Genomic DNA, 15,015 nt, shown 5'->3' on the forward strand with positions numbered 1-15,015 from the left:
CGCCCCCCCTCGTCCTCACCAGGTGGCGCAGAAGCCAGCAGGCCACCCGGCACACCAAAGATCATCTACGGGACAGCCTTCAGCACCGACGTCCGTCTTTGGTCTCAAAAGAGTACGCAGCGTGGTGCGGGGCAGGATGACGGTAAGGTGCCGGATGCAGGCGTCGTCCGTCGACCTGACGGGGCAGCGCAGCCGATGTGGTGCGGATGTCGATGACGATGCCAGTAGGAGGCGGCCGACCGAGCGTGCGTCATGCATGGTGGCGATGAAGATGCTCAGCCGGTATCGGTAACCGCTTCCTTCTCCTGCGGTGGACGGAGCTGTTCAAGGCATATGCGCGGCATGCCGCACACTCGCCAAAGGCGGCCCTGATCCGGAGACGCCGACGGTCGACCAGCGGATACGTGCGATCCGGCGGCTTGGACCAACGCGGCGGTACACCCGCGATGTTCCTACCTCGGAGCGGGAGCGTTGGCGCAAACACGAGGAGCAGGAACGAGGCGAGGCCGGGCGCGAGAAGACTCGGCGTGAGCAGACGGAACGACTGTGCCGAATAGGCAGCGTGGAAGCCCAATGGCGAAAACAGGAGCGTCAGTGTGGGGCTGCTGCCATCGGCCAGGGGCGCCCGGTTTCGGACCTCTGGAGTCGCTTCCGTGGGCGCAGGACCACGGGTACAGCCGGGCCGAGTCGCGCCGGTGAACTTTTTCTGGACGGGCGGCAGCACAGACGTCTGGAATTGACGCTTCGCGCAGCGTGTGGCCGAAGTCGATCGCAGGCGACGGCGGCCGGCCTGGCGGACTCAGGGTACGGAAGAACTCACGGCGCAGGTTCTGGGCGAGCCGTTCCTCCCGGTGAGCAGCCCCCCTCCCCTCCAGTTCCACACCGTCCACAGGCCCTGTATGGCCGTGCATTCCGCCAAGTTCTCGCCATTGGCAAGCGGTGGTGCAGGCACTGGTTGGGTACGGGTCAGTCTTTTCCGGTGTTGCGCAGGCTCTTCAGCCATGGGTCCGGCCGTGGCAGTCTGGGCCGGGAGTCTCTGGAAGGCAACGTTGTCAGGCGTTGTCCGTCAAGTGTCCGAGCGGCCCTGTTCACTCGTTCTCGCGGGAGGGGTATGCGCATGGCTCTTGATCGTCGGCGGTTTCTTCACAGCGGTGCTGCGGCCCTGGGCGTGGCCGCCTTGAGCGGTGCGGCGCCGTCCGGCACGGCCGCGCATATGAGTGCACCGGGCGGCCCTCCGAGTGCGGCACCCTCGGCCGGCGAGCGGCCGGTCGTGTCCCCGTTGTATCCGGAGGTGGGTCCCGGAACGGCCTTTCTGGACCACCGGTCACTGCTGGGAGACCTTCCGGAGGCCGAGTGGTACGAGGCGAACATCCCCTTCGTCGACCTGCCCGACGCTGCTATCCAGGACACCTATTACTACCGGTGGCGGGTGATCAAGCATGCCCTGAAGTACACCGGTCCCCGGGAAGGGTGGATCTTCTCGGAGTTTCTGGGGCCGGTCGGCTACTCCGCGCCGTATGGCGGGATCAATGCCGCTGCCGCTCACCACATCCGCGAGGCCCGCTGGCTGCGCGACCACCGCTATCTCGACGACTACATCACCTACTGGCTGCGCGGCAGTGGTTCGGGCCCCAAGCCGGCCACGGACTTTCTCAACAAGAACACCACCGACTGGGCGCACCAGTACTCCTTCTGGGTCGCGGATGCCGTGGTGGCCCGGGCGTCGACCGACGGCAGGTGGGAGTACGCCCTGGGGCTGCTCGACGCCTTGGAACGTCAGTGGATGCGGTGGGCTCCGCAGTTCGACGCCGAGGTCGGTCTCTACTGGCAGACACCGGTGTGGGACGCGATGGAGTACACCGCGAGCTCGTATCAGAGCGACGATCCGTACCACGGTGGTGAGGGGTTCCGTCCCACGCTCAACGCCTACCAGTACGGCGACGCCAAGGCGATTGCCGCGCTCCTGCGGCGCCGCGGCCACAGGGGCGACGAGGCGAAGGCCGCCCGCTACGACGAGCGTGCCCGTGCCTTGCAGGTGCAGCAGGAGCGCTGGTTGTGGGACGAGGAGGATCAGTTCTACAAGCACGTCATGCGTGACGGGAATCCCGGACGGCGCAGGATCGCCGACCGCGAGCTGATCGGCTTTCTGCCGTGGTACTTCCACATGGCTCCGGCGGGCAACGCGGCGGCATGGGCCCAACTGCGCGATCCCGAGGGGTTTGCTGCGCCTTTCGGTCCCACCACGGTGGAGCGGCGCAGCCCGTGGTTCATGTATCAGGCGCTCGAGGGCTGCTGTCGTTGGAACGGGCCGAGCTGGCCGTTCGCCACCAGCCAGACGCTCACTGCCCTGGCCAACCTCCTCATCGACTACCCCGCCCAGCCCTACGTCGACCGCACCGACTACTACGCCGTGCTCCGCGCCTATGCCCTGACGCAGCGCAAGGACGGCAAGCCGTATGTTGCCGAGGCGCATCATCCCGACGAGGACCGCTGGATCTACGACAGCCGGGGGCACAGTGAGGACTACAACCACTCCACCTTCAACGACCTGGTCCTGTCCGGGCTGCTCGGGATCCGTTCCCAGCCCGATGACACCGTTTTCCTCGCGCCGCTGGTACCGCGCGAATGGGACCACTTCGCCGTGGAGAACCTTCCTTACCACGGGCACAACCTCAGCGTGCTCTTCGACCGCAGCGGCCGGCACTACGGACACGGGGCCGGCCTGAGTGTCTGGCTGAACGGCCGGCGCATACACCGGCAGGCCGGCCTGGAGCCGGTGAGGCTCACCATCGGCAGGGCCAGGCAGCACAGTCTTCCCCGCGAGGTCGACGACCTGGCCAACGTCGAGCAGAAGGGCTTTCCCCTCGCGCGTGCCTCGTACACGTTCCCCCTCGACAGTCCGGCCAAGGCCATCGACGGGCAGAACCTTCATCTCGACACGCCGTCGTCGCGGTGGACCAACTACGGCAGCCCCAACGCCGTCGACTGGCTCGCCGTGGACTTCGGCGTCCCCACCCCCGTGTCGGACCTGCGCATTTCCTTCTACGACGACGGCGGCGGAGTCCGCACCCCCGACTCCTACGAACTCCACTACCTCGGCCGGGACGGCAGTTGGCATCCCCTGCCGGGCCAGCACCGCATTCCGCGAACTCCCCGGCCGGGAACCCTCAATCGGGTCCTGCTGGACAGGGCTGTCACCACCACCGCCCTCAGGCTCACCGCCACACGTGCCTCGGGCGGCGCCGTGGGGGTCACCGCCTGGCAGTCATGGCGTACGGAGGATCCCCGTCTCGTCCTCGCCGTGAAAACACCGTCTCATGGCTTCGTCCCCGTGGTGCCGGGCAGGGCCGTGAAGGTCACCGCCACCATCACCGCAACAGCCACCGCCGTCGTCAGCTCCCAGCTGCTCGTTCCCGACGGTTGGCAAGTCCTTCCTCGGCGTCCGGTTCGTCCCATCACCCTTCGGGCGGGAAAGACGTTGTCCGTGGATTGGTGGGTGACAGCTCCCGCCGATCTGCCTCGTCTTCTGCCGCAGCCTCTGCGTCTGCTGGTCCGTTCTCGGGGCGAGGGGGCGGAGCGGTTCGTCAGCAGCATCGTCGCTTTGGCGCAAGCCGGCTGATGCGGCCATCACAGCGCTGTCGTGGTGCGGTACCCGTTCCGCTGCCTGGCGTGCGTCGGGCTGTTCTGGAACGGACCGCAGGTCATCCTGTTCTTCTCGTCCCTGTCTGCTGGGGCGTCCTGGCCGCGCCGACCGTGGGCCGCACCGGGTTGGCAGCGGGGCTGCGGGTTCGGTGCGACGGGTTCGCCGGAGGTCTGCACGCTTCGTGCCCGCCCTGCCGGCCGGTGTGGTGGGCCGTGGTGTACCGGGCTGCCGTCGGCCCTGGTGCGCAGTGCAGCCGGAAATCTCTCGCGGAGTCGTCCGAGGAGCCGATACCCGGCGTCGAGACGGCAAGGAGCACAGGATGACGATGCGTCCGGGTTCATTGAGCGAGTTCTGCTGGACGGACCTCAAAACCCGTGATCTGGCCGGCGCCGCCGCCTTCTTCTCGAGGACGCTGGGCCGGCGCTTCGGGGTGCCAATCGATGGTCACCTGGTCGGCAGCGTGAGCTGCCTGAGGATCTGGACGGTGTCGTCGTGCGTGCACAGGAATGCGGTCAGGAGTCGGTCACCTGGTTCGAGAAACCCGATCGTCGTGTTGTGTGATTGAGCAGCCCGGAGGGGCTGAGCTTCCTGGTTCGCCGATTTGAGCAGTGTCCCGGTCGTCGATGGGACTGACGTCATGCCGATCGCTGTGCGTAAGGCTCAGCGGTCAGTGCCGTGCCCACGGTACGGAAGCCGAGCCGGGCATAGATCCGTGCGACGTCGTCGTCGCTCGCGGACAAGAAGACGGTCTCGGCGCCTCGCGATCGTGCGTCGGCCACCAGCGCAGCGGTCACCGCCTGTGCAAGACCACGGCGGCGCGCGGCCGGCAGAGTTCCGACTCCGACGATCTCACTGACCGCGCCGACCGGCTGGTGCCGGCCGACGCACAGTGCCGTGCCGTCTGTCACTGCGGCGGCAACGCGGGTCAGGCCGGCCTGGATGCGTGCCCTCATGCGTTCCACCGGCTCATCGTCCATGTGGTCGCGTACCGTCTTGTCCAGTTCCGCGAGCCCGGCACCGACGTCGGTGCCGGGCTCGGCGAAGGCCAGGTGGGCAACGGTCAGCGCGCTCGGCAGCACGGGATCGTCCGGTGTCACGATCCGCACCACCGCGCCGCCGACCGCCTCGGGCACAGCGGGGGCCGGTACGTCCGGTTCGAGCACCATCAAGGGGTGCTCGCGCACGACGAGTCCTGCCTGCTCGACCGCAGCTCGCAGCGCGGGCGTGGTCTCGGCGACCCACTCGAAACTCTCCGGGATGCCCAGCTCCCGTTGCCGGGAACGGACCCGGTTCACATCGGCAGCACTCACGGCTCCGGACCACCCCGAGGCCGGGCGTGCGTGGAAGGGCCAGCCCTGTCCTTCGCGTACGAACAGGGTCAGCGGCCCGAAGTCCTCGACTCGGCTGTCGGGGCGGGGAACTGCGTCGTAGTACCGCTCAAGCCGGTTCAGCAGTTCACGGCGATCACCAAGATCCGCAGATGTCACGTCAAGCATCCAAGCAGAGGGCGGGGAACGGCTGTCTCCGCACAGGTACTGCCGCGATTGCTGAGACAAGGAACGGCTCACCGCGGTGTGAGGAGGCCGCCGTCCTGGCGGGTGTGTGCACCAGCGCTGGTGTGCATGGGGTGGGAAGGGGTGCGGTGGGGGTTTCCGGTGGGTGGTCATGACAGGATTTCGACGTAGCCGTCGGTTCCGTGGACGCGGATCCGCTGTCCGTCCCGGATCAGCCGGGTGGCCTGTTCCACGCCCACGACGGTCGGCAGGCCGTACTCCCGGGCGATCACCGCGCCGTGGGTCATCAGGCCGCCCACCTCCGTCACCAGGCCCGCGATGCCGACGAACAGCGGTGACCAGCTGGGGTCCGTCGAGGTCGTGACCAGGATGTCGCCCGCTTCGAGGTCGGCTTCGGCCATGTCGTGGATGACGCGGGCTCTTCCCTCGACGACTCCGGCGGAAACCGCGAGGCCGATCAGGGCGCCGGCCGGTACGTCGTCGCGTCGGTACGTCCCGGTGACGGCCTCGCCGTCCGAGGTGAGCACCCGGGGCGGGGTGAGCGCGTGGTACGACCGGAACGCGTCCTTGCGCTGCTGGATGAGGTGGTGGTCCGCCTGGTTCGAGCGCACGGTGTCGTGGAGTTCCTGGAACGTGAGGTAGAAGATGTCCTCCTTGTCGGCGATCACGTCGGCCTGCACGAGGCGCTCGGCTTCCCGCAGCAGGGCTTGTTTGTAGAGGAAGAAGCGGCTGACGATGTCGTACTTCGGGTACTCCCGGTAGCCGATGAAGGCCCGGACCCGGTCGATCATCCGTTTGGTCTCGTCGGCTTTCCGGTCTCCGTCCGGCAGGGTCCGCAGACGGGACAGGATGTCCCGTTCCTTCTGCTGTGCCTTCTGCCGTCCTTGTTCGAAACGCCGCCCGGCGGCGCCCGGTTCGAAGTTCCTGATGTTGTCGAGGATCGCGGGGACGAGGGTGATGGGGCGCTCGCGCCAGCGTGGTCTGGTGATGTCGATCTCGCCGACGCAGCGCATGCCGTAACGGTCGAGGTAGGCCTCGATGGCGTCGCGGGCCTCGGCTCCGCCGGGGAGTTCCGCCAGCTTCTGCAGGAAGTCCTCGTCCTTGACGTCCTGCAGTAACGCCACCACCTCCGGGTGCGGGCGGATTGCGTCCGCGACGTCGAGCAGCGCCAGTCCCATCTGCGATGTGATGTTGCCGGGAGCGGACAGGGTGAGCGTGTCGGCCGCGTTCTTCTCGCCCAGCCACTGCTGCAGTTTGTCGTTGAGCCACCATGTGGCCTCCATTCCCGCCATGATCGCCTGATGGCTCAGCGGGTCACGGAGGACTCGCTTGTGTTCCTCGAAGGCCTCCAGCAGGAAGTCGAACAGCTCCGGTCCGGTCTTCGTCCGGATGTCGCGTTCCAGGGCGGCGATGGACGCCTGGCTGCGCTCGATCAGTTCGGTGACGACGGCCGGGTCGGGCCCGGTCGGAGCGGGCGTGCCGCCGGTCGGCGGTGTGCTGGGGTTCGTGTCCGGAAGCGTGGGGACGAAGTCGCCGCGGTCGAGGAGGGTCTCCAACGCGTCCCTGATCAGCGGGTCGCTTCTTCCCATGGTGTCCAGGAGGCGGGCGCGGCTTGCGGGTGAGGCCAGGTGCGGGGTGACGTCGACGAAGAGTCTTCCGCCGGCTTCGTGCATCGGCACCATGGCCGTCAGCTGCCACATGGACAGCCCCAGGGGCCTGAGGGGGTCGGTCATCATCTGCCCGTGACCGACGCAGACGTAGACGTGGTTTTCCTCGTCGTCGGTCTTCGGGACGGGGAACAGCGTCGTGATCGGCCGGCTCTGGACGATGTGGAACCCGTCGTCGGCCAGGCACCATTCGATGTCCTGCGGGCAGCCGAAGTGCGCCTCGATCCGCCGCCCGAGCCGCACCAGTCGCAGTACCTGTGCGTCCGTCAGCGCCGGCTGCTTCTGCTGCCGCGGGTCGACTGCTGTCTCCTGTGTGCCGCCGTCCGGCAGGGCGTGCACGGCGCGTTGTTTGGCGGCGATCGTCCTGGCGACGACTTTGTCGTGCCGGACTTTGAAGACGTCCGGGTTCACCAGACCGGAGACCAGGGCTTCGCCCAGGCCGAAGCCGGCGTCCACGGTGGCGATCGTCCGGTTGCCCGTGACGGGGTCGGCCGTGAACAGGGTGCCGGCCGCGTGCGGGAAGACCATCTGCTGCACGACCACGGCCATGTGGACCATGCGGTGGTCGATGCCGTTGCGTCGGCGGTAGGTCACGGCCCGCTCGGTGAACAGTGAGGCCCAGCAGCGGCGGATGTGCCAAAGGACCGCCGTCGGGCCCACGACGTTCAGGTAGGTGTCCTGCTGGCCGGCGAAGGAGGCCGTCGGCAGGTCCTCTGCCGTCGCGCTGGACCGGACGGCGCAGGCGGTGTGCTCGCCGAGCCGGGAGAGCGCGCGGGTGATCGCCGCCGCGAGATCGTCCGGAACGGCGGTCTCTTCGATGGTCCGGCGGATCTGCGCACTGAGTGCGCAGGTCGCTTCCCGGTCGTCCGGGTCCAGGCGTGACAGCTGTTCGAGCTGGTCGTCGATGGACGGTGCTTGCGCCATGATCCGCCGGAAGGCGTTCGTCGTCACGCAAAAGCCCTCCGGTACCCGGATGCCTTCGATCCGTGACAGCTCGCCCAGGTGGGCGCCTTTGCCGCCGGCGATCGCGGTTTGTGTCCCGTCGACCTGGTGAAGATCCAACACGTACTGCTCGGTCACCGCGACACCTCCGGGGCAGTCGTGTCCTGGTGCAGTGTGGTGGCCGCTCGGCTCACCGGCGTCTCCCGTCCTTGTCGAATTCCCTGGGGCGCGTTCTTTTCGGCGGCTGCCTTCTTGCTGCCTTCTTCCGAGGGGGGCAGCCGGCTCCTTCGTCCGGTCAGGCCGTACACGCATCCCGGCACCTTGTCCTGGGCGGGCGCGACTGCACTGCCCGATCCCGCTGCAAGGTTCGAGTCGGGCGGCATGCCCCTCATATGTCGCCGCCGCGCACGCATGTGCCCCCGTTGCCGCAGGCTGTGGCCTTGGCCGCCGATTCTGCGCCATGACCTGGGTCTTGCCGCAAGCCCCCTGGTGCGCTATATGTTGAAAAGGGCAAGGGGCGAGGTCTCCGTCGCCCTCTTTTTTTGTGCTGTCCGTCGGCGCCGACGAGTCATGCGCACGAAACGGTCCGCAACGGGATCGGATTCCTTTTTTTCTTGGCACTCGGCGGAGCCGGGCAGCATCTCATGCGCCGTCATCTCGGAAGTTCGTTGTGTTACGACGGTGCCGGCGCTGGAGAAATCGCAGTGTGGTGCGGGCATGAAAGCGCCGGTGAACTTCCTGGCCGGCGCACATGACCGATCAAGGTCCGGTAAAAGGAAAACCTGAAGATGGATACGGTGCTGCTGAAATAAGCGGCCTGTGCCGGTACGCACTACTGGGTCTGGGCGGCGGGGCGATCGGGTCTGCCTTGGAGGGGACGGGTGCTGTTCGCACTCTGGCGGACGCGCGTAGACATCCGTCATGATCTACGTGCACCACCTGCACAGCCACCTTCGAGGAAACCTTGGCCCCAGCAGGAAGGATTCGTACGTGAAAGCCGTGAAGGCTCTGAAGTTCCCAAGACTCCGTTCGATCCTGGTCGCCCTTGCTCTGATCATCGCTCCGGGCGTCGCCGTCCTCGGCACGGCGGGCGAGGCAGCGGCCGTCACGAAGATCAGTCACGCCACCGCGGTCTCGATGTTCCGCGAGGTGGGCATCACCTGGTCGTCCTCCGGCAATTGCTCGGACCGCAACGTCCCCACCTGCACGTCGTTCGAACAGCTCAACCTCGCCACCGCCCAGGGTGCCCAGACCCTCAAGCGGGCCAGCGGCTGTGCGCTGAACATCACCGGCGGTACCGAGACAGGCCACGCCTCCGGGACGTACTCGCACTGGAACGGGTACAAGCTCGACTACAGCAAGTCCACGTGCCTCGGGAACTACATCACGAACAGCTTCACCTACATCGGGGTACGCGGTGACGGTGCCCGGCAGTGGCGTTCCGCCTCCGGCAACATCTACGCCGATGAGGGCAACCACTGGGACGTCACGTACTACAACTGCGGCGGTTGCTGAGCCGTCCTCCATGCACTCCGGGGCCCATTGCCCGTCCTCGGCGGGACGGGCAATGGGCCCCGATGTGTCCGGCGCGACGGTCCTGTTCTGCTCCCGGTGGTGGCGCAGGGCCGGGAGACGTCGGCGCTTTGTGGAGGATGCCAACGGGCCGGTGCAGACAGTGCTTCGTTTCCGGGACTGTTCCTGCCGGGCGGCAAAGGCCGAGGGTCAGCGGGCGGGTGGGGTGAACTCGGGCTGGTCGAGCAGGCGCAGCCAGCTTCCGTCGGGCTGGCGGCGGACGACCTGCGCCCGGGCTCCTGCCCCGTCCTTCGGTGCGGTCGAGGTGAGGGCGATGTCGCCGCTGACCAGCGTCGGCAGCGGTTGTTCCGGCTCGAAGCGAGGGCGGTCGGCCAGCACCTTCTCCCACAGCGCACGGATCGCCTCGCGTCCCACCGTCAGTTCGCCGGGTGGGTAGGCCATCACCGCGTTCTCCTCGTAGAGCGCGGCGACTCCGGCCGCGTCACCGGCGTTGGACCGCTCGACGAACAAGCGGGTGATGTCCTCGGGCCGCATGGCCTTCTCGTATTCCGGCACGGGCTCCTCCTGGTGTCGGGGGCGACTTGTCTCCCAGCGTGGCCACCTTCCTACCAGAAGTCCAACAGATGGTTTTTATGCGAACTAGAATTTTCATTCATGGAACTGAGGCAGCTGGAGTACTTCGTCGCGGTCGCCGAGGAGCAGAACTTCACCCGGGCAGCGGAACGGGTGCACATCAGCCAGTCCGGCGTCAGCGCTCAGATCCGCCAGCTGGAGCGTGAGCTCGGTGCCGAGCTGTTCGACCGGTCGGCGCGCACCGTCACCCTCACGGCTGCGGGAAAGGCCGCCCTCGAGCACGCGCGCGCCGCGCTTGCCGCCGCCGGGGCGGTCGGCCAGGCGGTGGGTGAAGTGACCGGGCTGATCCGGGGGCGGGTCACGGTCGGCATGGTCACCGGCTGCACCCTCACCCCGCTGTTCGACGCGCTCGCCGCGTTCCATCGGGCGCATCCCGGTGTGGAGATCTCCCTGCTGGAGGACAACTCCGACCTGCTCATCAAGAAGGTCCGCGCCGGCATTGTCGACCTGGCCCTTGTCGGTACCGCGGCCGCCGCCCTGGAGGGGCTGGAGACGCTGACGGTCATCAGTGAACGGCTTGTCGCGGCGGTGCCGGCCGGGCATCCCCTGACGAGGCAACGACGGGTCACCTTGCGTGACCTGACCGCTCATCCGGTCATCTGCATGCCCCTTGGTACCGGTCTGCGCACGGTGTTCGACCATGCCTGCACCGTGCAGGGCCTCCAGCCCCCGATCGCGTTGCAAGCCAGCGCCGCGGATGCCCTTGCCGGCCTCGCCGCCCGCGGGCTCGGCGTCGCCGTTCTCAGCGAGTCGATGGCCGCCGATCACCGTGACCGGCTCACCGCCCGCATCATCGATGACATCGAGACACCGGCGCTGCTCGCTCTGGTCTGGAGGAACACGCACAATCCTCCGGTGCGTGAGCTGCTCGCACACAGTCGACAGGCGTTCGCCGAGGCTGGTTCTGTTCAGTAGCAGTGCGGCGGCGACCGCGGCGATGGCGTCGGTCATCGTGTTCGCACGGCGAAGACACACACGCCGGGGGCGGCCGCGCGTCTGTCCTCGGGGCTGTGGTTTGCGGTTGGCGGCGGGCCTCGGGGTTGCACGCCAAAGCCGGAGCAGTGCGGCTTCACGGGCCGAAACGAGCGACGGCAGTCCCGTACTGAGCGGTGACGACGTCTCGGATCTGCTCTCTGCCGGCTGATCGTGAGATGCGGCCGTTCGACAAGTCCCGAGCAGCAGAGACAGTCGTCGGACGAGGAAGCCGCACGGAGTACGGATCGGGCCACCGCATCGGCCCCGCCCTCGTCCTGACTGCGGCCCATTTCCTCGGGCCCCGCAGGGCAGTCCGGTCTGCACCGTCCTGCTCGGTGGCAATGACACCGGGCATCCCGCCTCCCCCGTCACCCTGGGCCGGCTGCCGGACAGCGCGGGCAGCGTGCCGTTCATCGGAATCGGGTTTCCGGCGTATGCGCAGCGGCCCAGGTCAGCCTTGGTACGAGGTCTGCGGCGGCGGGACAGCAGGAAGGTGAAGGGGGGCGTCCAGCTGGGCTCCAGCATGAAGTCCGGGTACCTGGACCTGATCTTCACCACGGCCCCGCCCACGGACAGAGGCCCCGACGGGCAGGATCCCTGGAAGGGAATTTCGGGTACGGCACTCTTCACCGAAGACGGTGCGCTGTTGACCGGAGTGCGGTCGCACCGGTTGCCCGCGGCGGGCACGGGCAGCGCCGGGGGCGAGCCGGTCGCTGCCGCGCTGACGGACCCGGAATCCGTGCGCCTCCTCGAGCTCGACGGCATACCGCCGCAGGCGGTGGAGGCCGAGCCTCCCGGAAACAGCCGGGAGAAGGTGCTGAACGGACCCGTGCCCATGAGCACGCAGGGGAAAAAGGGTCACCGCCCGGCTGGACGACGCGGCGGCTCCCTGACCGGGGCCCGTTCGCGGGTGGTCTTCCTCTCCCCGAGCCGGGGAGCGCCGGGCGTGGTTCCGCACCGGGGCGGTTCATCTGCCGGCGGCAGCGGTCACCAGCCGAGGGCGGCGGCCACCGGAAGATGGTCGCTGCCGGTGGCCGGCAGGACCCATGCGTTCTTCGGCTCCACGCCCCTGACCAGGATCTGGTCGATCCGCGCCACCGGGAAGGAGGCAGGCCAGCTGAAGCCGAAGCCGTGCCCGGCCGCTTCCTGGGCCGAGCGCAGCTGTGCGGTGAGGCCGTCGAGGGCGCGGTCGTCGGTGGTGCCGTTCAGGTCGCCGAGCACCACCACCCGCTCGTTCCGTTCGGCGGCGACGGCCTTGGCCAGGGCGTTCGCGCCGACGTCGCGCGAGTCCGTCCAGAAGCCGTTTCTGGGCATCAGCCGCACCGATCCCAGGTGCACCACGTACACCGCCAGGGGTCCCTGGTCCGTGGCCACCGTGGCGCGCAGTGCCCGCGGCGGGTCGGCGGGGAGGTCCTCGGCCTGCCGGGTCCGCGCCAGCGGCCCGGCGTTGCCCCGCAGGACGTCGACCGGCCGGGACTGCGACAGCGGCAGTCTGCTCCACAGTCCGACCGTGTCCTGCACCGTGTGGTACGGGTATGTCCTCGCCAGCTCCCTGGCGTACACGGCCGTGGTCCGCGGGGTCATCTCCTCGAGGGCCAGCAGGTCCGTCCCGGAGGCGGCCAGGGCGCGGGCGGTGCCGGCCGGGTCGGGGTTGTCGGCGTTGACGTTGTGGCTGACCACGGTGAGGTCGCCGCCCGGCTGGGACTTGTCGAGGAGCAGTCCGCCGAAGAGGCTCAGCCACGTCACGACCGGCAGCAGCAGCGCGACCGTCGCCGTGGCGGAGCGGCGCCACAGCGCCGCGGCAAGGAGCACCGGGACGAGCAGGCCGGACCACGGCAGGAACGTCTCCACCAGGCTGCCGAGGCCGCCCCGGTCCGTGATGTGCGTGTGCAGCGGCATGAGCAGGCCGAGCAGCAGTGCCAGCGCCGCGGGCACCGGGCCGCGTTTCCACGGGTCCGGGCTCAGAAGGCTGCGGAACGTCCGGTGGACGCGTGCGCGTCGGGCGTCTGGTTCGGTGTCCTCGAAAGCGGCGTTGTCCTGCCTGCCCCGGGTCGTGTCCGGGTTCCCGGTGTGCTCCTCGGGGGCGTCCTGCTGCCGTGCGCCGGGAACTTCTCGTAGTGCTTCGCTCACTGATCAGGCGTCCTTCGGGGGAGTGCCGGCGGTGCGGGCAGCCGGACGACGACGCAAAGTCCGCCGTCGGCGCGCGGGGTGAGAGTGAGGGATCCGTCGTGCGCCTCGGTGATCCGCCGGACGATGGCCAGGCCGAGCCCGGCGCCCGCGTGGTCGTTGCGAATGCGTTCGGTGGCGCGCCGGAACGGCTCGGTGAGGGTCGCCACCGCCTGCGGGGAGAGCTTCTCGCCGCTGTTCTCGACCGTGAGCACCGCGGTGTCGGGGCCGGTGCGGGTCTCGATCCGCACCGTGCCCTTGTCGGGCAGGTTGTGCACGATCGCGTTGTGCACGAGGTTCGTCGTCAGTTGCAGCAGCAGCGCCTGGGAGCCGAAAGCCGGGGCGATGTCACCGGAGGTCTCGATGGTGACACCGCGTTTCTCGGCGAGCGGGAGCAGTGTCTCGGTGGCCTCCTCCACGAGGAGGGAGAGGTCGACGGGTTCCCGGGTGAAGGACCCCTGGGTGGCGCGGCTGAGGACGAGCAGTGCCTCGGTGAGGTCGATCGCCCGGGCGTTGACGGCGTGCAGACGGTCGAGGATCTCGTCGAGGTCCCGCGTCGGATCGTTGCGGGCCACGTCGAGAAGCGTCTGCGAGATCGCCAGCGGGGTGCGCAGTTCGTGCGAGGCGTTGGCCGCGAATCTTTGCTGCTCGGCCACGTGCGCTTCGAGGCGGGCGAGCATCGTGTCGAAGGCGTCGGCGAGTTCACGGAACTCGTCCTTGCGGCCCGGCAGCCGGATCCGGTGGGAGAGCGATCCTTTCGCGGCCGTCCTGGTGGCGTCCGTGATACGGGTCAGCGGGGCGAGCATGCGGCCGGCGAGGACCCACCCGCCCACGAGACCGAACACCAGCAGGAAAGCCAGTACCGCGGCTGCCTTCGGAGCGAACACGCCCAGAAGGGCGGACCGGACGGGAAAGACGCCCTTGAGGTCGCCTTCGAGTCCGTCGTCGGGGTTGATGAGCATCGCCCGGTCGGGGACGTGGCGCAGGAGGAACAGCCACACCGCCGCGAGCAGCAGCAGGCCGGCGAACATGAGGAATCCGGCGTAGCTGAGGGTGAGCTTGACGCGCACGCTGGTTCCGGGGCGCCTATCCACGGTCCTCTCCCCCGTGGGCGGCTTTCGCTCGTGTGTCGATGCGGTATCCGACGCCGGGCACCGTGGCGATGATCCAGGGCTCACCGAGTCGTTTGCGCAGGGCCGAGACCGTGATGCGTACGGCGTTGGTGAACGGGTCCGCGTTCCTGTCCCAGGCCCGCTCCAGCAGTTCCTCGGCGCTGACGACACCGCCCTCGGCGGCGACGAGGACTTCGAGTACGGCGAACTGCTTCCTGGTCAGCGCGATGTGACGGCCGTCGCGGTGGACCTCGCGGCGGAACGGGTCCAGGCGCAGGCCCGCGATCTCCCGCACGGGCGGCCTGCTGTGGGCGCGTCTGCGGTCGAGGGCCCGGAGCCTGAGCACGAGTTCCCGCAGTTCGAACGGTTTGGTGAGGTAGTCGTCGGCGCCGAGTTCGAACCCGGAGGCCTTGTCGTCGAGCCGGTCGGCGGCGGTGAGCATGAGGATCGGCATGCCGCTGCCGGAGCCGACGATGTGCCGGGCGACGTCGTCGCCGGAGGGGCCGGGAATGTCGCGGTCGAGGACGGCGATGTCGTAGGTGTGGGTGCTCAGCAGCTCCAAAGCGGTGTCGCCGTCACCGGCGACGTCGGCCGCGATCGCCTCCAGGCGCAGGCCGTCGCGTATGGCTTCTGCCATATAGGGCTCGTCCTCGACGATCAACACACGCATGGTCCGAGGGTATGAGTCGCCACATATCGTCGGCGTATCGAAAACCACGCGGGTGCCGGCGTCCGCGCATTGCCGTGACCGTCAGTGGGTCTGCGGTGACGGAGCGGAAAAGGCTTCCGTCGGGTGCGCCGGGTGCGGGGTGTCGCTCTGGTGGGCGGCC

Annotated in this window: 9 protein-coding genes; 3 read left to right on the forward strand and 6 right to left on the reverse strand. The window is 68.5% G+C overall.

The genetic code is table 11. The features are described 5' to 3' along the window. Positions 1-1,291: 1,291 nt before the first annotated feature. Positions 1,292-3,619, forward strand: coding sequence for an MGH1-like glycoside hydrolase domain-containing protein (locus tag CCN35_RS13105; RefSeq protein ID WP_211285517.1), 2,328 nt, complete (start codon positions 1,292-1,294; stop codon positions 3,617-3,619). A 659-nt stretch (positions 3,620-4,278) separates the two neighbouring features. Here CCN35_RS13105 and CCN35_RS13115 read toward each other — a convergent pair. Both CCN35_RS13115 and rph read right to left on the reverse strand, forming a co-directional pair. Next, the gene (locus CCN35_RS13115) at positions 4,279-5,139 is read right to left on the reverse strand and encodes a GNAT family N-acetyltransferase (RefSeq protein ID WP_086792753.1); all 861 of its coding nucleotides are present in this window, start codon (positions 5,137-5,139) and stop codon (positions 4,279-4,281) included. Between the two features lie 167 nt (positions 5,140-5,306). Beyond that, positions 5,307-7,904 carry a rifamycin-inactivating phosphotransferase gene (gene rph / locus CCN35_RS13120; protein ID WP_067400413.1) on the reverse strand — a complete coding sequence of 866 codons (2,598 nt, stop codon included), beginning with the start codon at positions 7,902-7,904 and terminating at the stop codon, positions 5,307-5,309. Positions 7,905-8,756: 852 nt separating this feature from the next. Between rph and CCN35_RS13125 the strand changes: the two genes are divergently transcribed. Next, on the forward strand, positions 8,757-9,281 hold the full coding sequence (locus CCN35_RS13125; protein WP_201450940.1) for a hypothetical protein: 525 nt from the start codon (positions 8,757-8,759) through the stop codon (positions 9,279-9,281). A 207-nt stretch (positions 9,282-9,488) separates the two neighbouring features. On the opposite strand, the gene CCN35_RS13130 is transcribed toward CCN35_RS13125, so the two are convergent. After that, a complete protein-coding gene (locus CCN35_RS13130; RefSeq protein WP_067400417.1) occupies positions 9,489-9,854 on the reverse strand; it encodes a YybH family protein in 366 nt (121 codons plus the stop codon). 99 nt (positions 9,855-9,953) lie between these two features. Here CCN35_RS13130 and CCN35_RS13135 point away from each other — a divergent pair, with 99 nt between their 5' ends. Beyond that, entirely contained in the window at positions 9,954-10,847 is an 894-nt protein-coding gene (locus CCN35_RS13135; RefSeq protein WP_067400421.1) for a LysR family transcriptional regulator, read from the forward strand. Between the two features lie 1,047 nt (positions 10,848-11,894). Here CCN35_RS13135 and CCN35_RS13140 read toward each other — a convergent pair. The 3 genes from CCN35_RS13140 to CCN35_RS13150 are packed head-to-tail and all read right to left on the reverse strand — an operon-like array spanning position 11,895 to position 14,855. Further along, entirely contained in the window at positions 11,895-13,037 is a 1,143-nt protein-coding gene (locus tag CCN35_RS13140; RefSeq protein WP_086792755.1) for an endonuclease/exonuclease/phosphatase family protein, read from the reverse strand. Further along, the gene (locus CCN35_RS13145; protein ID WP_086792757.1) at positions 13,034-14,167 is read right to left on the reverse strand and encodes a sensor histidine kinase; all 1,134 of its coding nucleotides are present in this window, start codon (positions 14,165-14,167) and stop codon (positions 13,034-13,036) included. Before CCN35_RS13145 ends, CCN35_RS13140 begins: the two co-directional genes overlap by 4 nt. After that, entirely contained in the window at positions 14,160-14,855 is a 696-nt protein-coding gene (locus CCN35_RS13150) for a response regulator transcription factor (RefSeq protein ID WP_067399781.1), read from the reverse strand. Before CCN35_RS13150 ends, CCN35_RS13145 begins: the two co-directional genes overlap by 8 nt. Positions 14,856-15,015 lie beyond the last annotated feature (160 nt).

This window comes from Streptomyces thermovulgaris (genome assembly GCF_002155915.1).
In the GTDB taxonomy this organism is placed as follows: Bacteria; Actinomycetota; Actinomycetes; order Streptomycetales; family Streptomycetaceae; genus Streptomyces; species Streptomyces thermovulgaris.

Excerpts from the sequence above, each read along its gene's own strand:
- CCN35_RS13115 (WP_086792753.1), bottom strand. The coding sequence starts at position 5,139 with ATGCTTGACGTGACATCTGCGGATCTTGGTGATCGCCGTGAACTGCTG.
- CCN35_RS13135 (WP_067400421.1), top strand. The coding sequence starts at position 9,954 with ATGGAACTGAGGCAGCTGGAGTACTTCGTCGCGGTCGCCGAGGAGCAG.
- CCN35_RS13150 (WP_067399781.1), bottom strand. The coding sequence starts at position 14,855 with ATGCGTGTGTTGATCGTCGAGGACGAGCCCTATATGGCAGAAGCCATA.